The sequence below is a fragment of the Mycoplasma sp. (ex Biomphalaria glabrata) genome, from assembly GCF_001484045.1.
GTDB lineage: Bacteria > Bacillota_I > Bacilli_A > Mycoplasmatales.
In genome coordinates, this window is sequence record NZ_CP013128.1 from 433458 (window position 1) to 453576 (window position 20119).

Genomic DNA, 20119 nt, shown 5'->3' on the forward strand with positions numbered 1-20119 from the left:
TTTTATTCCCATGCTTGTATTTCTTATACAAGTATTTTATATGGAAATAGAAGGATAAATCCCCTGACCTATAACGTGGAGGTTGAACTTGGCCGAACGTAATTTTATTACTATGGATGGAACAGTAAAGGAATTGATTTCAGATTCAAATATTATTGTTTTGTTAGATAACAAGATCGAAGTTATTGCCCATCCATCAGGAAAAATGCGTATTAACAAGATCCATTTATTACAAGGAGATCGCGTTCAAGTACAAATCTCGCCTTATGATTTAACAAAAGGCAGAATAACTTACAGGCTTCGTATCAAGAAAGGTGAAAAAAATGAAAGTTAGAACATCAGTTAAAAAAATATGTAACAAATGTCAAATTATTCGCCGTAAAGGTCGCGTAATGGTAATTTGCGAAAACCCAAAACATAAACAACGTCAAGGATAGGAGAAATTAGTGGCAAGAATTTTAAATATAGATATTCCTAATAATAAAAGAGTAATTATCGCTTTAACAAGCATTTACGGAATTGGTCTTTCAACATCAAAGGAAATCTTGGAAACTGCAAAAGTTGATGAAAACAAAAAAGTTAAAGATTTAACAGAAGAAGAATTAACAAGTATTAGAAATGCTGCAAATAATTACTTAACAGAAGGTAGCTTAAGAAGAGAAGTAGCTTTAAACATTAAGAGATTAATGGAAATTGGAAGCTATCGTGGTTTAAGACACAGAAAAAGTTTACCTGTTCGTGGACAAAGAACTAGAAGTAATTCTAGAACAAGAAAAGGTCCAAGAAAAACAGTTGCTAATAAGAAAAAAACTACAGCTAAAACATAGTAGTTAATTTTATTTTTCAGAAAGGATTAAAATGGCAAAAACAAATAATGCAAAAACTGTTTCAACATCAGAAAAAAAACGTAAACAGAAAAAATTTAATATCCAAAAAGCCCAAGCGCATATTCACGCTTCTTTTAACAACACAATCATTACAATTACTAATGAAAAAGGTGAAGCAATTACGTGAAGCAGTGGTGGAGCGTTAGGATATAAAGGATCTAAAAAATCAACACCGTTTGTAGCTCAACAAGCAGCTGCATCATGTGCAAAAATTCTTAAAGATTATGGAGTTCAAGAAATTTCAATTTTCGTTAAAGGATTAGGACCTGGGCGTGAAGCTGCTATTAGAGGAATTCAAGGAACAGGTTTAGCTGTATTAAGCATTAAAGATGTTACTTCAGCACCGCACAATGGATGTAGAGCTCCAAGAGCTCCAAGAAAATAATTAAGGAGAGAACATGGATAAATTTATTAGACCTACATTTGAAATAATTCACGAGAGTGACGATAAAAGGCACTGCATAGTTGCGGTTGAACCGTTAGAACGCGGATTAGGTGTTACGTTAGGTAACTCTCTAAGAAGAGTATTATTATCATCGATTCCTGGAGTAGCAGCATATGCTGTTAAATTTCATGGAGCAAGACACGAATTTTCAACAATTCCAAACGTTCTAGAAAGTATTCCGAATATTATTATTAATATTAAAAATTTAGTAGTAAAACCGGAAAATTTATTTCAGGAATCAAAAGAAGAAATCGTTTTAAAAATTGAAAATGCAACTGGCGAAGTAAAAGCCGGCAATATTAAATGCCCTACTGGTTTTTCAATAACTAATCCAGATTTACACATTGCAACTGTTACAGAGGGAAAAACATTTTCTGGAAATATTTATGTTGCAATTAATCGCGGTTTTGTTTTATTTACAAAAAATAAATTAAACATGAAAAAATCAGAAGGAATGATAGCTATTGACTCAAACTATTCACCTGTTAAAAATGTAAAAGTTGTAGTAGAAGAAACAAGAATCGGAAAAGTTAAAGATTTAGAAAAATTAACTTTAGAAATCGAAACAAATGGAGCAATTACTGCAAAAAAAGCAGTAGCATTTGCAAGCAAAGTTGTTATCGAACACTTAAATGAATTTGCTAATTGAGCTTCAGATATTCAAGCACAGGAATTGATTGTTGATCAAAAAGAAACAGAACAAAGAACATTCTTAAGTTCAAGTTTAATTGATTTAGATTTAACAGTTCGCCCATTCAATGCTTTAAAACAACAAGGTATTGAAAGAATTGAACAATTGTGTGAAATGTCATTGTTTGATTTAAACAACATTAAAAACCTTGGTAAAAAATCAGTTGAAGAAATTATTGAAAAATTAGACCAAAAAGGTTTAAAACTAAGACAAGAATAATTAAGAAGGAGAAAACATGTCATTTATTCAAAAACGTGGACAAAACACAACATGAAGAAATAATTTGATGAGAAATTTGGTTACTGAATTAATTGTTCACGGTCAATTAGAAATCATCGAAGTTAGAGCAAAAGAAGTTCAAAAACATGCTGATAAAATGATTACCTTAGCTAAAGAAGGTAGTTTGCATTCAAGAAGACAAGCATTAGCTTATTTAAGAGATATTAAAGACAAAAATGGAATTAGCGCAATTGATATATTGTTCACAAAAATTGCTGAAAAATATAAAGATCGTAATGGTGGTTACACACAAGTTATTAAAACTGAAAACCGCCGCGGTGATAGCACTCAAATGGCAATCATTCGTTTAGTATAAACTCAACCAAAATTTAAAAAAATTAAAATTATAACACCTCAAGTGTTATAATTTTTTTATATGTCTGAAAAAAATTTGAATATCATCGAAGTTGAAAATTTAAACTTTGGTTATTCACCAAAAAAATTAGTAATTAAAAATCTTTCAGTTAAAATTCCTCGTGGTAAGTACACCACAATTTTAGGGCATAACGGTAGTGGGAAAAGTACACTTTGTAAATTATTGCTTGGTATTATTTTTTCTCATGATGGAACAGTTAAAATTAACGATTTTGATATTTATAAAGACTACGAACAAGCTCGTAAATTTTTAGGAGTAGTGTTTCAAAATCCTGAAAATCAATTCATTGGAACAACTGTTAGAGATGATATCGCTTTTGGTTTAGAAAATAATTGTATTGATCCCAAATTGATGGATGAAATAATTTTAAAAAATGCAAAAATCGTTAAGATGGAAGAATACTTAGATTTTGAACCACAGAGATTATCGGGTGGTCAAAAACAAAAGGTTGCTATAGCTAGTGTTCTAGCTTTAAATACTGAAATTATTATTTTTGATGAATCCACGAGTATGCTCGATCCTAAATCAAAAAGAGAACTTCGAGCACTAATGATTGATATATGCCGTAAAAATAAAAAAACAGTAATAAGTGTGACGCATGACATGAACGAGGCTAACAGTGCTGATAACATTATTGTCCTAAAGGATGGGGAATTATTGATCGAAGGAACACCGAAATATGTATTTTCTCACGGTTCAATAATCAAAAAATCCAAATTAGATGAACCATTTCCACTTCTTTTATCTAAAGAAATTAATAAAAAAGATAAGAATTTTCCAAGAACATTATCGTACGAAGAGTTGGTGAAAAATTTATGCAAATAAAATGTAATCAAATTAATTTCATTTATCAACCTAAAACAGAATTTGCAAAACACGCATTGGTCGATATCAACACAACTTTTGCAGAAGGAAAAATAACTTGCATAGTCGGCAACACAGGAAGCGGGAAATCTACATTAATTCAATTATTTAATGCAATTGAACGTCCATCTTCGGGCGAAATTTTTGTTGGAAATAAGTGAATAATTCAAAAGAAAAACCGAATTAAAGATATTAAAAATCTTCGCCAAAGTGTTGGGCAAGTTTTTCAATTTGCAGAATACCAATTATTTGAAGACACAGTTAAAAAAGATATTTTGTTTGGTTTAAAAAGTTTGGGTCAAAAGAAAACTCAAGAATATTATGATGGTGCAGCAAATAAGTATATTAAGCTAGTTGGTTTGAAAACGGAATTTTTAGACAGTAGTCCTTTTGAATTATCAGGCGGTCAAAAACGTAGAGTGGCTATTGCAGGCATTTTAGCTATGGACCCGGATGTAATTATTTTTGACGAACCAACAGCTGGTTTAGATCCAGATGGTGAAATAGAAATTATGAAAATCATCGAATCTTTGCAAAAAGAGCATCATAAAACAATTATTTTCATAACTCACAATATGGATCATGTTTTAGAACATGCAGATAATGTTATCGTTATGAAGAATGGTGAAATAACTGCGACAGGGACTCCTATTGAGATTTTTGAAGACAAAAGCATAATTGAAAAAAATGACTTACTTTTACCGAAAGTATATGAAATAATTCATGATGCTAGATTGGTTAATGAATTAAGAAAATATAAAAAAGAAGTTCGCAACATTAAAGATTTAGCAAAATTTATTTTGTGATCAAGGGGGAATAATGAATAATTTTGTTCTTGGTCAATATATTCCTAAAAATACCATCATACATCGCTTAGATCCTCGTATTAAGTTTTTAGGATTGATTGTTTTGATAACTGCCATTTTTATCAAAGGTTATTGAGAATCTTTTACATATGTATCAATTTTTGTTGTTATTTTATTTATATTAGCTCAAGCACCGCCAAGAATAATTATTTCGATCTTCAAATCATTAATATTTATGGGAATATTCTTGTTTATTATAAATATGTTTGCTATATCGAGTTCTCATCAAGAAGTATTGGTCAATTGATCTTTTATTAAAATAACTTCTAAAACAATAACAATTACGGCATATATTATTTCTAGAATTGTTATTATGATGTTTTTAACATTTATTTTAACTATGACAACTAAACCATTAGATTTAACAATAGCGATAGAAGATTTATTAAAACCTTTAAGAATTGTTAAATTTCCGTCAAGTATTATTGCTATGATTATTTCCATTGCCTTGCGTTTTATTCCTACTTTAATTGATGAAACATTGAGAATAATGAAAGCACAAGCCAGTCGAGGAGTTGACTTTAAACATGGTAAGATTAAGGAAAAAATGAAGGCATTGACTGCTTTGATAATCCCTTTGTTTGTTAGTTCTTTCCAAAAAGCAAATGATTTATCAAATGCTATGGAAGCTCGAGGTTATAATCCTTACGGGAAAAGAACTAGATATCACCAATTTAAAATTAAATTATTTGATATTTTTGCTTTCTTACTAGTTTTAGGATTATTATCACTAGTTATTGTCACTTCAATAATCCCTGAACTTCAATGAATGCATGCTGGAGATAATTCTAGTTGATCGCCATATGCTTAATCGTTATTTAGTTACGTGTTCTTTTGATGGTCGTTTGTATAGCGGATGAAATGTTCAAGTTTCTACGCCAACAATACAAGCAACCATTCAAAATGCATTTAAAAAAATTTTTAAACAGGAAATTAAAATTTATAGTTCAGGGAGAACCGATGCCGGGGTTCATGCTGAAAAAATGTACTTTCACTTTGATTTCGCTAACGATTTTGATTTAAACAAGATATTAATGTGATTAAATCGTTTATTACCGTTAGATATACGTGTTATCAAAATTAGAAAAGTCAGTTTAAATTTTCATGCTCGATTTAGTGCTAAATGAAAAATTTATAGGTATAAATTTAAATACAACACACACCAATTTAATAATCAATATTATTTATTAATTAATAAAAATGAAATTGATTTTTCTCGATTGGAAGAAATTTTAAATGTATTTATCGGTGAACATGATTTTTATAATTTTTCAACTAAGTCAATAATTAAAAATAATACTATTCGTTTAATTAAATATATTAAAATTAAAAAAATGAAAATGGGTTTTGAAATAGAAATTTGTGGAAATGGATTTCTGCATAATATGGTTCGCAAAATTATTGCATTTGCAATAGATAACATGAATAATACGAATTGAAGAGATGAAATTACTAAATTTTTGGATAAGAAAAATAATGTTTATCCAAAAAAAGTTCCAGGCTATGCTCTATATTTGAAAAATGTTATTTATTAGTTGGGTATATAATTAAATCTATGGACATACAGAAAATCAAGAATTGTTATCATTCTCACACAATATATTGTAAACATGCGACATTAACACCAGAAGAATTAGTGCAAATGGCAATTAGTGAAGGTTTCGAAATAATCGGAGTTAGTGAACACGTTCCGTATAAAAATAATCGCCAAAATGGAGCTTCATTTCGTTTAGATATTAATAAAATCAAGGATTATTTTAATGATATGAATTTCCTAAAAGAAAAGTATAAAGATCAAATAAAAATTTATACTGGTTTTGAATGCGAATATTACCAAGGCGAGGAAAATTGATATAAGGAACTATCTAAAAATCCTAATGTTGATTACCTGATATTTGGCAATCATGCTTATCCTAGTGAAAATAATCCCATTTTCACTACTTCTAATCCATCAAAGAATCGCGAAGAGGGATTAGAACTTTATTGTAAATCCGCCATAAAAGGGATGAGATCGGGGTTGTTTAAATATTTTGCACATCCAGATGTTTTTATGAAAAATGAACAATGCTGAGATAGTTTGACGGAAAGTATTTCACGCGATATTATAGCATGTGCTATTGAATGTGATATTCCGCTAGGTTTTAACTTTACCGGTTATTTAATCGGTAAAAGAGAATTTAAACATGGATTAAGATATATTTATCCTCATAAGGAATTTTGAGAATTAGTATCTAAAATGGGAGCAAAAACAATAATAGAACCAGATGCCCATGGACGAATGGGGCTTCGCCAAGAGTATTTAAAAGAAATAATTAAATACGCAAATCAGTTCAAATTAAACATAATTGAAAAAATAGAAATTTAGTTTGTTAAATATAAAAAATATTATATAATTTAAATTGCCTATTTTGACTATGTAGCCCTGGTACCGTTATATGTGTTTAAAGAAAGGAAATAAACTATGAGACAAACGACAAATTTAAAACATTTAGAAGTAAACCCGCAATGATTTTTAATCGATGCGCAAGGACAAGTTCTAGGAAGACTAGCAACACAAATCGCTGATCTATTAAGAGGTAAAAATAAACCAGATTTTACTCCAAATGTAGATTCAGGAGCATTTATTGTTGTTATTAATGCCGATAAAATTGTTTTAACTGGAAATAAACTAAATGATAAAATTTACTACTCTCATTCAATGTATCCTGGTGGTTTAAAACAAAGAACTGCTAAAGATATGTTGGCTAAATTCCCTGAAAGAGTTTTAGAAAAAGCTGTTCATGGAATGATCCCTCACACAAAATTAGGGGATAAGCAAAGAAAAAAATTGTTTGTATACGCTGGAGATAAACATCCACATGAAGCACAACAACCAATTAAATTAGATTTATAGGAGAACAAAATGATTAGTAAAGTTATTAACTCAACTGGTAAAAGAAAAAATGCAGTTTGTAAATTAAGATTAATTTCTAATGGTACAGGAAAAATTACTATTAACGATAAATCTATAAATGAATACTTTCAAAATGATTTTTTAGTAAGTAATTCAGAAAAACCTTTTTCTTTAACAGAAACTGTAAATCAATTTGATGTTGTTGCTGATGTTCTTGGTGGAGGATTGTCTGCACAATCTGATGCATTAAGACACGCTATCGCTCAAGCATTAGCGGAATATAATGAAGAATTAAGATCAGTTCTTAAATCAAATAAATTTTTAACAAGAGATTCTCGTGTTAAGGAACGTAAAAAATACGGTCTAAAATCTGCACGTAGAGCTCCACAATACTCAAAAAGATAGCAATATCTTTTTACATGGGACTATAGCTCAGTTGGTTAGAGCGCACCCCTGATAAGGGTGAGGTCGATGGTTCGAGTCCATTTAGTCCCACCATTATGACAATTGTCGCCATTTAAAACCCTTTCGCAAGGGTTTTTTTATTATTCATGAACATCGATATTTTATAGTCCTTAATTACATTTGTAAGTTTTTTTTATTTAAAATTATATTAGCAAAATAGTTCAAAAATTTTATTTTTATATACAAGAAGGGTTTTAAATGAACAAAAAAATAGGCAACAAAAAACGTAGCAAATTTGTTAAATTAGCCACACTAGTCGGTGTTTCATTGTCAATGATTCCACTAGCCGGATTTACACTTAACAATAATACAAAAAACGTAGCAAATAGCGTTTTTAATATCGAGAGAAAAGGGGACAAATTAAATTTAACATTTAACTTTTTAAATTTTGAAAAATATTTAATCTATAATGCACAATTACCAATTCCAACTGATTGAAAACCACTTCAGCAATCAAGTAGTTTTCCATGAAGTCCGGGAGGAACAGGTTGAGATACAAGCATGGGATATACTTATTCAGTAAATACGTTATCTCAAGATAAAGGATTAGGAAATCCTACATCTTCATCTTTAACGGATACACAAGCAATTTCAGATAGAAATCTTAAAGAATTAACAACATGATTAGAAAATGTTAAAAACCAAACAAACACATCAGGAGCAAAAATAGTTGTTGCTGCAGATTGTGTGAATTGTTCTAATCCATCTCAAGATGGAGAACAATTGGGTAGTTTTCCAATTGATCCAAGTTATTACGATGTTAAGGATGGTAATGGTTCACCAACCAATAAAACACCTGGTACAATCTCACATAATCCTGTTGATACAGCATCATTTACACTAGGTTATACAAGTATTTTTAGACTTTCATTCCATTTTGATATTTCAGCAACCAAAGATAGTTCAATTCTTGTTTCAATGGCTGATGGTTGATTATCAAATACTGCTGCAAAGCAATTTGAAGATTTCATTCAAACTGGTAAATGCTCTCCACAACTGTATGTTGGTTCGTGATTTCAATTTCCTATCACTTACCAAGGTTGACTAACTGAAAAAGTTCAAGGTAATGATGATTCTCATCAAAATTTACCAGATGGATACTTTTTTAACTTATGAACAGTTCCAGGTAATGAAGTAACAGGAGCAACAATGGGTGTAGTTAGTTATATTTTTATTGCTGCGTCGATATTAATCATTTTAGGTTTATTTACACCTGCTTACATTAGAGCCATTAGAAGATGATAAAGAAAGTTATTTAGGGGGTAAATAATATGAAAAATTTAAGAGATCTAAAATTTTTAAAAAACTGAAGAGATAATATTGAAAAAAAACGTGCAACCTTGTATCGCGCAAAAGAAAAGATGACGGCGGCTGAAGAAAGAGCTAAACCTCAATCTCAAAAAGATCTTGAAAAACTTGAACGAAAAATGTCTTCAATTGAAGAACAAGTTAAAAGAGATGCTTCGTTTAGAGGATCAGCGATCGAGATTAAAGCCTTTACTAAAGTTTTTAAAAGTTTTTTTGCTGTAAAAGATGCCACATTTAATGTAAGTTCTGGTGTTATTCATGGTTTCTTGGGACCAAATGGTTCTGGAAAAACAACAACAATTAAATGTTTAATTGGTGCTGAGAGAAAATCATATGGAAATTTAAAGGTGTTTGGGAAAGTTGCGGGATCTGTTGAAGCAAAATCAACAATTGGTTATATTCCTGAAGCTGCTCGTTTCCCAAAACACATGAATTCAATAGAATATTTAATTAACATGGCAAAGCTATCAGGAGTAGAACCAAATGCGGCTTATGAAATTGTTAAATCAATTCTTGAATCAATGGGACTATGAAAATTTCGTTATAAAAAACCAATTTTCTTTTCATCTGGTATGCAAAAGAAAATGTTATTAGCTCAAGCGATGATTAATGATCCAAAATTATTAATTCTTGATGAACCAGCTGAAAACCTTGATCCAACAACTCGTGCTCAATTGTATAACGAGTTAGTAAGATTAAAAGATTTAGGGAAAACAATTTTTATTTCATCTCACGTTTTGGCGGAATTGAATGATATTGTTCAAGAAATCACAATCTTACGTTTTGGTAAAGTATTGTTCTCAGGGAAAACAGATACAATTGCTTCTTCGGGATTATCAACTTATCGAATTATTACAAATGATAATGATAAATTAATTACTTTATTAAATAAACAAGGTTTTTCTTGTAAGGAAACAGATGATGGAGTAATTATTAAAATTGAAAGTGAATCACAAAACTACATTATTCAAAATATTATTTACCAAAATAGTTTATACATTAAGGAATATGTGCAAGCTAAAAAATCACTACAAGATGTTTATGATTCACTAGTAACAGAGAATGACTTCAGTTCACCTGAAGATAAAGGAGGTAAAGGTGAAAATTAATACAAGATCAAAAGAGCATTTAACAAAAAGTTATATTGGTCTAGACTTTGACTTTTCAAAAATGAGAATTGCTGGAAAAGCACGTGGGTTTTCAATTTTTAACTATACATTAGTAAAAATGTTGAGAAGTCCAAGTACAATATTCTTCCTAGTAATTTCATTTATATTAACAGCAACTTTACTATACATTGGAACTAACGTATCAACTTTTACACTTGATAAAAAAGTTTCCTTAATGAATTCTACATATACTGTTGTTTACTTTACGATGTTTTTGTGTGGTATTTTTACAATATTTTTAGCGACAAAATGTTCACAAACAATTTGTGATGAAATCGAAGAAGGAACATTTCTTGTTGTTTTATCAAAACCGATTTCTCGTTTAAGTTTATTACTACAAAAATGACTTTCCTTTCAATTAATTGGAATGGTTTTAGTTATTTCTGTTTTATTATTCGATTCAGCTTTCTTAGCTATCGTTTTACAAAATGATCAAATATTTGAACAATTTATTAAATCAGTGGTTTTCATTTTTATTTTTTCAATAATTTACCAACTATTGTTTTCATCAATCTTCTTCATTATTTCATTTAGTGTAAGTTCAAGAACATTAATTATTATTGCTGCTTTAACTTCGATTCTATTATTGGTTTTAAACGTAATTATTCCTTTATTCACAGTTAATAATGTTTTACAAATTCAAAAAGGAATTAAACAATTAACGGTTTCTAATGATTTATATCCAGTTATTACTAATGAAATAAATACCTTCGGGATTATTGCTATTTTTGATATTTCGTACCAATTACAAACAATTTTCCACTTAGCTCAAACGTATTTCGGAGCTAAAGCTGCTGAAAATAACGAAATTGGAAGTTCAGGTTTCTTATCACAATTTGACTACTTCGAAAAACCAAACATTCTTCCTCCGCAATCAACAGGAGGAACTTCTCCAATTGCATTAATTAATGGATGATCAGATTTTATTAATGCATGAGTCTTGTTGGGAATTTATTTAGTTATCTCTGCTGGGTTATTAGTAGGAACATACTACTCATTAATTAACAAAGATTTTAGATAAAATAAAAATAATAAAAATTATATAAAAAATTGCCTTTGGCAATTTTTTTATTTTTGACTAACATATATAATTTAAATATTATGATAAAACGTCATATGGTTTTTTTTAGAGCACATAACATTTTTGATAAAAAATTTTTAAAATCAATATTACCATTTTTAATACCTGCTATTCTACAAGCATTAATCGATGTATTAATTAATTTTATTGACTCATTTTTGATTGGGAGTGTTAATACCCCAAATCACACAGATAATGTTTCAGCTTTAGTGGGAGTTACCGCTACGCAATCATTAATTTTTGTTGGGATATCAGTGATTATTGGCGCAGCATATGGTTGTAGTACATACGCTGCTCAATTTTTTGGTGCTGAAAAATATAGAGATTTACAAAAAAACAATATTGTTAGGTTATATTTGTCTGTTGTGACGGGTTTAATTTTTATGATTATTTGCTTTATTTTTCAAAGTACATTATTAAATTTATTTTTAAATGTCGATGGAACTGTCGGATCGAATGATAATGTTGGACCAATTGCTTTGACTTATGCCAAAACTTATGCACAATATGCCTTTTGAACTCTTCCATTAATTGGTGTGAGTTACACATTAATTGCGTCATATCGCGATTGTAAATATGTTTTACCCCCTTTTTGCAGTAGTTTGTTTGTGTTGATCATTAAATTTGCGATAACATTACCTATTTGTTTATCAAATCGTGATAATCCTGATTTAATAATTAATGTACTAGGAATTTCGAGACTAGTTTCATATTTTATTATTCCGATTTTTTTAATTATTTATGGATACTGAAAGAAGTACGAATTCTTGCCAAGATTTTTTATTTTTAAAGATAACGAACTCGTAAAAAAAGTTCTTATTAAAGCATTGCCGTTGATTGTTAATGAATTATTGTGAACAGTTGCTATCTCAAGTCAAATTTATTCTTATTCGAAACTAGGGGGTAATAGATTAGCTGGAGCAGAGGTTTCCTTTTCAATAAATGAATTATTTTTTACATTTTCACTAGGTTTGGCACCAATAGTTGCTGCCTTAGTTGGTCACCGCTTAGGAGAGAATGATTTAAAAAACGCAAAAAGAGATGCATATCGCTTAATTATTTTTTCTGGATTTGTTTCAATAATTATTGAAGTTCTTATATTAATTTCAGCATTCATTGTTCCAAGATATTTATATTCAGGATTAACCACGGATGCTATTTCATACGCAAGAAATATGTTACTTGTTTTAGCTGGATTTTACATTTTCATGGTGATCAATGGGGTTATTTATTATATTTTAAGAATTGGCGGAGATATTAAATCGGTGTTTATTGTTGATTCTATATCAACTATTTTAATAAATGGTTTGGGAACTTTCTTACTTGTTGAATTTTTATCACCATATATTGATTATGACCCAACGATTATTTATCTAATTATTTGTGCATCATACATTATAAAAACTACAATTTGTTTCTATATTTTCCAAAAAAAACGTTGGTTAAGAAGTTTGGTTTAATAGAAATTAATGGGAATAATGACTATATTAAATTAACTCATAAATTATATAATTGTTATGTATGAATAAAAAAGTTTTAGTTATTAATGCAGGAAGCACTTCTTGCAAATTCATGATATTTGAATTTCCATCAGAAAAAATATTAGCACAGGGGAATGCGCGTAACATTGGTTTAGAAGATTGCGCAATTTTAATTGAGTATGGTGATCAAAAAAATGAAACATTTACGCCAAGTTTTAATTATCAACAAGCATTAAATAAAATATTTAGTTTAGTAGTTGATTTAAAAGTAATTAAATCATTAGAGGAATTAGAATTTGTAGGACACCGTTTTGTGCATGGTGGAGAACTAAAAGAATCTAAATTGATGACGAATGATATTGTGGAAACAATCGAAAAAATGTCTCCATTTGTACCATTACACAATCCACCATCTTTACAATGTTACAAATTAATTAAGGAAAATTACCCTCATTTTAAGCATGTAGCCGTATTCGATACATCATTTCACGCAACAATTCCTAATTTTGAATTTTTATTTCCAGTTCCATTAAGATTTTATACAAATCACAAAATTCGAAGATACGGTTTTCATGGGACAAGTTTTCGTTCAATTCTACAAATGTTCATCGATGAAACAGGAATTAAAAAACCAAATTTAATTGTTGCTCATATTGGCGGAGGTGGAAGTGTTTGCGCCATTAAGGATGGAAAATCTTACGCTACAACGATGGGACTAACACCACTTGGTGGTTTTTCAATGTTAACAAGATCGGGAGATTTAGATCCATCGGTATTAGAACATATCATAAAAACAGAAAATTTAACATTAGACCAAGCAATGGAAGTTTTATGAAAAAAATCTGGAGTTCAAGGTTTAGCAGAATTACCAACTGGGAAAAGTTTTATAGATTTAACAAAGGAAGCACGTGAAGGTAACGAAAAGTATGCAATTGCTTTAAGAAATTACACTGAAGGAATCATTGGCTACATTGCAAAATATTATTTTAAATTAAGAGGAAAAGTTGATGCAATTATTTTTACAGGAGGGGTTTGTGAACATAGCGTTTATGTTCGTGAACAATTCTTTAGCGCCATTCAAGAAACTCTACAATTAAAATATAAAAAAGACTATAATCCCAATCATTCAATTAAATCATGACATGAATTAACTGATGAAAATAATAAATTAAAAATGATTGTTTTACCAACTAAAGAAGAATTAATCATTGCAAGGGACACATACGAAATAACGAATTAAGGGGTTATTTATGAAAAAAATAATTATTAATGGAACAACAGCTGCCGCTTTAACAGCTTATCAATTTTCAGAGGTTTGTGCTATTTATCCAATTTCGCCATCTTCAAGTATTTCAGAATACATGGATATTTACTCAGCAAAGAAAAAGGCGAATGTTCTAGGAAATGTGGTTGATATTATTCAAATGCAATCTGAAGTAGGAGCGATAGCTGCTGTTCATGGAGCTTTACAAACTGGAGTATTGTCATCTACATTTACTTCTTCGCAAGGTTTATTATTGATGTTGCCAAATCTTTATAAATTACGTGGAGAAATGTTGCCATCTGTTATATATGTAGCGAGTCGTTCAATCGCTTCTAGAAGTTTAAGTATTTTTTGTGACCATCAAGATATTTATGCGACAAGAATTACTGGTGTTCCAATAGTTTCTGCCGCATCAGTTCAAGAAATTTTAGATTTAGCTCCAGCCATTCATGCATCATCTTTACAAGCATCATCACCTTTTATTTTCTTTTTTGACGGATTTAGAACAGGTCATGAAACTCAAAAAGTGGAAGAGTATACACAGGAAATGTATAATCAATTTCTAAATAATGATGATTTAACGAAATTTAGAAATAGAACTATGACCCCAATGGATCCAGATACACGCGGAACGTCAGAGGATGAATCCTCTTTTTTTCAATCTATTGAGTCACAAAATTTTCAAAATCAATTAATTATTGATTCAGTAAAAGAACAATTCAAAAAAGTGGAGAAATTAACAGGTCGTCATTATGCACCTTTTGTTTATAATGGCGCAAAAAATCCTAAATATGTAATGATTATTATGGGTTCAGCAACAGAAATTGCAGAAGAAACAATCAACAATTTAAACGAGAAAAATGATGAATATGGTGTTATAAAAGTTCATTTGTATCGCCCATTCAGTGTAAAAGATTTTGTTAATGTTTTACCTAAATCTGTGCAAAAAATTGTTGTTTTAGACCGTGCTAAAGAATGGGGTGCTAATGGTGAACCACTATATTTAGATACTGTTGCAACAATAAACGAAAACAAAGATCAATTTAAAAAATTAGACCTAATTATTGGTGGAAGATATGGTTTGAGTTCAAAAGATTTCAATCCTGCAATGGTAAAAAGCTGTTTTGATCATTTACAATCTAATAATCCATTTCATTCATTCACTGTCGGAATTAATGACGATATGAACATGACATCTATTAAAATCGATGATTCATATATTATCGAAAAAAGTGACGAAAAATCATACTTGTTTTGAGGTCTGGCTGGTGACGGAATGGTTTCAGCTGGAAACACAATTACCAACTTTATTGGCGAAAATTCAAAAGATAATGTACAAGTTTATGTTACTTATGATTCAAGAAAAGCTGGCGGAATTACAAGAAGTTTTTTGCGAGTTAGTCCAAAACAAATTAAAGCTCCATACTATTCGCAAGCAAATAACTTAATTCTTTGCTCGAAGGATAGTTTTGTTCTTTCTATAAGAAGTATGTTGTCTACTTTAGGGAAGAATGGGATTTTCTTATTGAACACTCAAAGAACATCGCAAGAAATTGTTGAAATATTACCAAATCGAATGAAAAAACAATTAGCTGATAAAAATGCCAAATTTTATATTATTGATGCAATGAAATTGTCGAAAGAAGCTGGCCTAGGTGAAAGAATGAATACTGTTATTCAGATGGCGTTTTTATACCTTATTTCAGATGAGAAAAAATTTAATGAATCAAAACAAACATTAAAAGACATTGTTGAAAAAACTTATGGGAAAAAAGGACAAGACATTGTTGAAGCAAATTTTAAAGCTATGGATTTAGTGTCAAAGGAAAATTTATTAGAAATTAATGTTGATCCTCATTGAAAAAAACTACTTATTAATGAAAAACCGATCGACAAAAATATCTCATATGAGGAATTTACGAGATTAATGAACAACATGGATGGGAACGATATTCCAGTTAGTTTTTTTGCTTCTGAAATTAAAGGAAAGTCACTTTTAGATGGTAAAGCATTGAATCAAGACATTACATTCAATTTGAAACGACAAATGGCTAATAATATTCCAGTTTGAAATCCAGAGAATTGTATTCAATGTTCACAATGTGCTTTTTATTGCCCACACGCTACTATCCGCGCTTTTCAATTAACTAATGAAGAAATAAAAAATGCTCCTAAATCTTTTCCAACCATTGAACAAACAAATCCCGCGAATCAAAAATACCGTTTTGCAATCCATATCGATGCAGAGAATTGTGTAGGCTGTGGTTTGTGTTCTAATATTTGCCCAGGAAAAGGTCCAGATAAAAAAGCCCTAAAAATGACACCAGCAAAAGAAGTAGCTTTTAAAAATGTTGATTTAACTAATTATCTTTTCAAGAAAGTTGAATACAAAACAGATGGTTATTCAACTGATACCATTAAGGGAGCAGCTTTATTGTATCCATATTTTGAAGCTAGTGGAGCTTGTGCTGGATGTGGAGAAACTCCTTATTATCGTTTATTAACTCAATTATTCGGAAAAGATATGGTGATTGCTAATGCAACTGGATGTACTTCCATATATTCAGGAACATACCCCTTCACACCACTTACAAGAGATAAAGATGGTTTAGGACCAACTTGAGCCAATTCGTTATTTGAAGATAATGCAGAATTTGGTTTTGGAATGGTTAGTGCTTCATCGTATAAAAATAATGTTTTACGAGAAACAATTATCAAGAATCTAGATAAAGCAGAACCGGAATTTAAGGAAATTTTACAACAATATCTAATTGCGCAATCTCGCGAAGAACAACGAAATCTACGCTCTCAATTATTGACTTGAACTAAAAAAACTAAAGTTACTGAATTAAAACTAATTGATAATTTTAAAGATGTTCTTGTTAAAAAATCGCACTGAATTATTGGAGGAGATGGTTGATCATACGATATAGGTTATTCTGGTATTGATCATGTTGTTGCTAGTGGAAAAGATATAAACATTTTAATTTTAGATACGGAAGTGTATTCAAACACAGGTGGGCAAAAATCAAAATCTTCTCAAATCGCTTCGGTTGAAAAGTTTGCCTTTAATGGTAAAGATGTGGTGAAAAAAGATATTGCTTTAATTTTAATGCAATACAAAAATGTTTATATTGCTAAAATTTCTCTAGGAATGAATCCAATGCAAGCAATTAAGGCTTTAAAAGAAGCAGAATCTTACGATGGACCATCAGTTGTAATTTGTTATTGTCCATGTGTAGAACACGGAATTAAAGGAGGAATGTTTAATCAAAGACTTCATTCAATGCAAGCAGTAATGACGGGTTATTGACAAATTTATCGTCATGATCCAAGATTAATTGATAAAAACCAAAATCCATTTCAACTGGATTTTAAAAATCCTAATTTTGAAAATTTACAAACTTTTTTAATGTCAGAAAATCGTTTTGCAATATTGCAAAAAAATAATCCTAGTCACGCTCAAGAATTATATACTAAATTAAGAGCTAGTTTGGAAGATAAATTCAAACAAGTTAAATTTTTAAGTGAAAATTATTATGGAAAATAAAGAAACAAATCAATTTGCTTATGATCATTTAGCAATCGAAAGAAAATGACAAAAATATTGAGAACAAAAGAAAATTTTTAAAACAAACATTAAGTCCTTAAAACCGAAGCAATATATATTAGATATGTTTCCGTATCCGAGTGGTAGTGGTTTACATGTTGGTCATCCAAAGGGTTATACTGCAACAGATGTAGTTGCGAGATTTAAACGTTTTCAAGGATTTGAAGTACTTCATCCAATTGGTTGAGATGCTTTTGGTTTGCCAGCTGAACAATATGCATTAAAAACAGGGAATGATCCAAGTACTTTTACTTTGGAAAATATAGATAATTTTCGAAAACAACTAAAATCATTAGGTTTCAGTTTTGATTATGACCTAGAAGTAAACACAACAGATGAAAATTACTACAAATGAACACAGTGAATTTTCCTTCAACTATACAAGCACAATTTGGCAAAAATTGAAACAATTGATGTAAATTATTGTCCTGAATTAGGAACAGTATTGGCTAACGAAGAAATTTTAACTATTAACGGCAAAATGGTTAGTGAACGTGGAGAATTTCCTGTTTATAAAAAACCTATGCGACAATGGGTTTTAAAAATCACGCAATATGCAGATAAATTACTTGAATTGGATGATTTGGATTGACCAAACGGGATTAAAGAATTACAAAAAAAATGAATAGGTAAAAGTTACGGCCACACTATTAAATTTGAAACTAATAAAGATGTTTTTGTAAATGTATTTACAACTAGATTGGATACATTAGCAGGTGTTTCATATATAGTATTAGCTCCAGAACATATTGATGTATTGCGATTAACTACAAGTGATAATTTGCAACAAGTGAAACGATATATTGATGAAGCAAAATTAAAAAATGATTTTGAGAGACAAAATAATATTGAAAACATTACGGGATGTTTCCTAGGTTCGTACGCAATTAATCCTTTAAATAATCAACAAATACCAATTTATATTGCAGATTATGTCTTAAATCATTATGGTACTGGAGTAGTTATGGCTGTACCAGCTCATGATAAACGTGATCATAAATTTGCTAAAAAATTTAATTTGCCAATTACCTATGTTATTGAATGTTCAAAAGAAGATTGTTATGAAGGTGATGGTAAACATATTAATAGCGGATGTGCTAATGGATTATTAATTGAAAACGCTAAAACAGCATTTATGAATGAACTGAATATAAAAAACGTTGTTACACAATCAATTAATTATAAATTGAAGGATTGAATTTTTTCTCGCCAACGTTATTGAGGAGAACCTTTCCCAATAATTTTTGATGAGGAAGGGAAAAGTTACCCTATCGATGAAAAAGAATTACCAATTTTACTTCCAAAAGTTAAAAAAATTGAGATTGGTCACGAAGGACAAAGCCCTCTTTCAAAAATAACTAATTGAATTAAATTTGAAAAAGATGGGAAAATGTATACACGTGATAGTAATACCATGCCTCAATGAGCTGGAAGTTGTTGATACTATATTGCCTATATTCTAAAAAAAGATGATGAATACATTCCAATTAATTCAAATGAAGCTAAAGAATTATTAGATAAATGATTACCAGTTGATTTGTATGTTGGTGGCCAAGAACATGCTGTTTTACATCTATTGTATGCAAGATTTTGACATCGTTTTTTATTTGATATTGGTATCACTTCGAAAAAAGAACCTTTTCAAAAATTATTTAATCAAGGTATTATTTTGGGAGAAAATGGCGAAAAAATGTCAAAATCAAAGGGAAACGTTATCAATCCTGATGATTTAGTTCATCAATATGGGGCAGATGCATTTAGACTTTACGAAATGTTTATGGGACCATTAGACGCAACACTACCATGAAGTAATGATAATTTAATGGCAATGCGTAAGTGAATCGATCGTATGTATTTAGCGATTAAAAACTGTCAAATCCAAGATAATGATGATTTAAATTACGAATTCAATTTGATGGTAAAAAAAGTAACAGATAATTTAGGATTATTAAAATTTAATGTTTCAATTAGTGAATTTATGATTTTTGTAACTCAATTAATAAATAAAAAAGTTATTTCAAAAAAACATTTAAAATCATTTCTTGTTATGTTAAATACATTTATTCCGCACATAAGTTCCGAAATATGATCAAACTACTTTGAAGAAAACATTAATGAGCAAATATGACCATTAGTTAATGAAAGTGATTTAATCAAATCAGAAATTACATTACCAATTCAAATTGACGGAAAAACAAAATTTTTCCTACAAGTTCCAAATAATGCTAGTGAAAAAGAGATTTTAGGTTTGTTAAAAGGAAATCCTGAATTTACTAATAAATATGACACAAACAACATTCAACGCATTATTTATGTAAAAAATAAAATTATTAACTTAATCATAGGTAAATAATTAATTATTCTAATAATAGGCATTATTTATTGGAGATTATCATGAAATGCTTTTTAGATTTATGTAATTCAAAGATCAAACTAGGTT

At 29.6% G+C, this 20119-nt stretch carries 20 protein-coding genes and 1 tRNA gene; all 21 read left to right on the top strand.

All coding sequences use genetic code 4. From position 1 onward, the window contains the following. Window positions 1-88: 88 nt before the first annotated feature. The 21 genes from infA to leuS all read left to right on the top strand — a co-directional run bounded on the left by infA (window position 89) and on the right by leuS (window position 20032). Window positions 89-334, top strand: coding sequence for a translation initiation factor IF-1 (gene infA, locus ASO20_RS01965; RefSeq protein ID WP_085056293.1), 246 nt, complete (start codon window positions 89-91; stop codon window positions 332-334). Beyond that, a complete protein-coding gene (rpmJ, locus tag ASO20_RS01970) occupies window positions 324-437 on the top strand; it encodes a 50S ribosomal protein L36 (protein ID WP_085056294.1) in 114 nt (37 codons plus the stop codon). The genes infA and rpmJ overlap by 11 nt, the downstream gene beginning before the upstream one ends. A 9-nt stretch (window positions 438-446) precedes the next feature. Beyond that, window positions 447-827: a 30S ribosomal protein S13 gene (rpsM, locus tag ASO20_RS01975; RefSeq protein WP_085056295.1), complete on the top strand. Its 381-nt coding sequence runs from the start codon at window positions 447-449 to the stop codon at window positions 825-827. Window positions 828-858: 31 nt separating this feature from the next. After that, window positions 859-1272: a 30S ribosomal protein S11 gene (gene rpsK / locus ASO20_RS01980; RefSeq protein WP_085056296.1), complete on the top strand. Its 414-nt coding sequence runs from the start codon at window positions 859-861 to the stop codon at window positions 1270-1272. A 13-nt stretch (window positions 1273-1285) separates the two neighbouring features. Next, window positions 1286-2242 carry a DNA-directed RNA polymerase subunit alpha gene (locus ASO20_RS01985; protein WP_085056297.1) on the top strand — a complete coding sequence of 319 codons (957 nt, stop codon included), beginning with the start codon at window positions 1286-1288 and terminating at the stop codon, window positions 2240-2242. Between the two features lie 16 nt (window positions 2243-2258). Further along, window positions 2259-2618, top strand: a complete 360-nt coding sequence (gene rplQ / locus ASO20_RS01990; protein ID WP_085056298.1) for a 50S ribosomal protein L17 — start codon at window positions 2259-2261, stop codon at window positions 2616-2618. Window positions 2619-2678: 60 nt separating this feature from the next. Continuing rightward, window positions 2679-3503: an energy-coupling factor transporter ATPase gene (locus tag ASO20_RS01995; RefSeq protein WP_157061706.1), complete on the top strand. Its 825-nt coding sequence runs from the start codon at window positions 2679-2681 to the stop codon at window positions 3501-3503. Further along, window positions 3494-4369 carry an energy-coupling factor transporter ATPase gene (locus ASO20_RS02000; RefSeq protein WP_085056299.1) on the top strand — a complete coding sequence of 292 codons (876 nt, stop codon included), beginning with the start codon at window positions 3494-3496 and terminating at the stop codon, window positions 4367-4369. Before ASO20_RS01995 ends, ASO20_RS02000 begins: the two co-directional genes overlap by 10 nt. Then, entirely contained in the window at window positions 4362-5219 is an 858-nt protein-coding gene (locus ASO20_RS02005; RefSeq protein WP_085056300.1) for an energy-coupling factor transporter transmembrane component T family protein, read from the top strand. The genes ASO20_RS02000 and ASO20_RS02005 overlap by 8 nt, the downstream gene beginning before the upstream one ends. Beyond that, a complete protein-coding gene (gene truA, locus ASO20_RS02010; protein WP_085056301.1) occupies window positions 5182-5943 on the top strand; it encodes a tRNA pseudouridine(38-40) synthase TruA in 762 nt (253 codons plus the stop codon). The genes ASO20_RS02005 and truA overlap by 38 nt, the downstream gene beginning before the upstream one ends. Before the next feature lie 20 nt (window positions 5944-5963). Beyond that, on the top strand, window positions 5964-6773 hold the full coding sequence (locus ASO20_RS02015; RefSeq protein ID WP_085056302.1) for a histidinol-phosphatase: 810 nt from the start codon (window positions 5964-5966) through the stop codon (window positions 6771-6773). 96 nt (window positions 6774-6869) lie between these two features. Next, window positions 6870-7301 carry a 50S ribosomal protein L13 gene (rplM, locus tag ASO20_RS02020; protein ID WP_085056303.1) on the top strand — a complete coding sequence of 144 codons (432 nt, stop codon included), beginning with the start codon at window positions 6870-6872 and terminating at the stop codon, window positions 7299-7301. Between the two features lie 9 nt (window positions 7302-7310). Beyond that, the gene (gene rpsI, locus ASO20_RS02025) at window positions 7311-7706 is read left to right on the top strand and encodes a 30S ribosomal protein S9 (RefSeq protein WP_085056304.1); all 396 of its coding nucleotides are present in this window, start codon (window positions 7311-7313) and stop codon (window positions 7704-7706) included. 16 nt (window positions 7707-7722) lie between these two features. After that, window positions 7723-7799 (top strand) — tRNA-Ile (locus ASO20_RS02030). A 165-nt stretch (window positions 7800-7964) separates the two neighbouring features. Continuing rightward, entirely contained in the window at window positions 7965-9011 is a 1047-nt protein-coding gene (locus tag ASO20_RS02035; RefSeq protein WP_085056305.1) for a hypothetical protein, read from the top strand. Window positions 9012-9037: 26 nt separating this feature from the next. Further along, complete coding sequence (locus ASO20_RS02040; RefSeq protein ID WP_085056306.1) at window positions 9038-10183, top strand: ABC transporter ATP-binding protein; 1146 nt, start codon at window positions 9038-9040, stop codon at window positions 10181-10183. After that, on the top strand, window positions 10173-11264 hold the full coding sequence (locus ASO20_RS02045; protein WP_085056307.1) for an ABC transporter permease: 1092 nt from the start codon (window positions 10173-10175) through the stop codon (window positions 11262-11264). The genes ASO20_RS02040 and ASO20_RS02045 overlap by 11 nt, the downstream gene beginning before the upstream one ends. Window positions 11265-11344: 80 nt before the next feature. Continuing rightward, window positions 11345-12784 (top strand): MATE family efflux transporter, encoded by a 1440-nt coding sequence (locus ASO20_RS02050; RefSeq protein ID WP_157061707.1) that lies wholly within the window; start codon window positions 11345-11347, stop codon window positions 12782-12784. A 61-nt stretch (window positions 12785-12845) separates the two neighbouring features. Further along, entirely contained in the window at window positions 12846-14045 is a 1200-nt protein-coding gene (locus ASO20_RS02055) for an acetate/propionate family kinase (RefSeq protein ID WP_085056309.1), read from the top strand. Between the two features lie 10 nt (window positions 14046-14055). Further along, window positions 14056-17619, top strand: a complete 3564-nt coding sequence (gene nifJ, locus ASO20_RS02060) for a pyruvate:ferredoxin (flavodoxin) oxidoreductase (protein ID WP_085056310.1) — start codon at window positions 14056-14058, stop codon at window positions 17617-17619. Beyond that, the gene (gene leuS, locus ASO20_RS02065; protein WP_085056501.1) at window positions 17609-20032 is read left to right on the top strand and encodes a leucine--tRNA ligase; all 2424 of its coding nucleotides are present in this window, start codon (window positions 17609-17611) and stop codon (window positions 20030-20032) included. Before nifJ ends, leuS begins: the two co-directional genes overlap by 11 nt. Window positions 20033-20119: the final 87 nt, after the last annotated feature.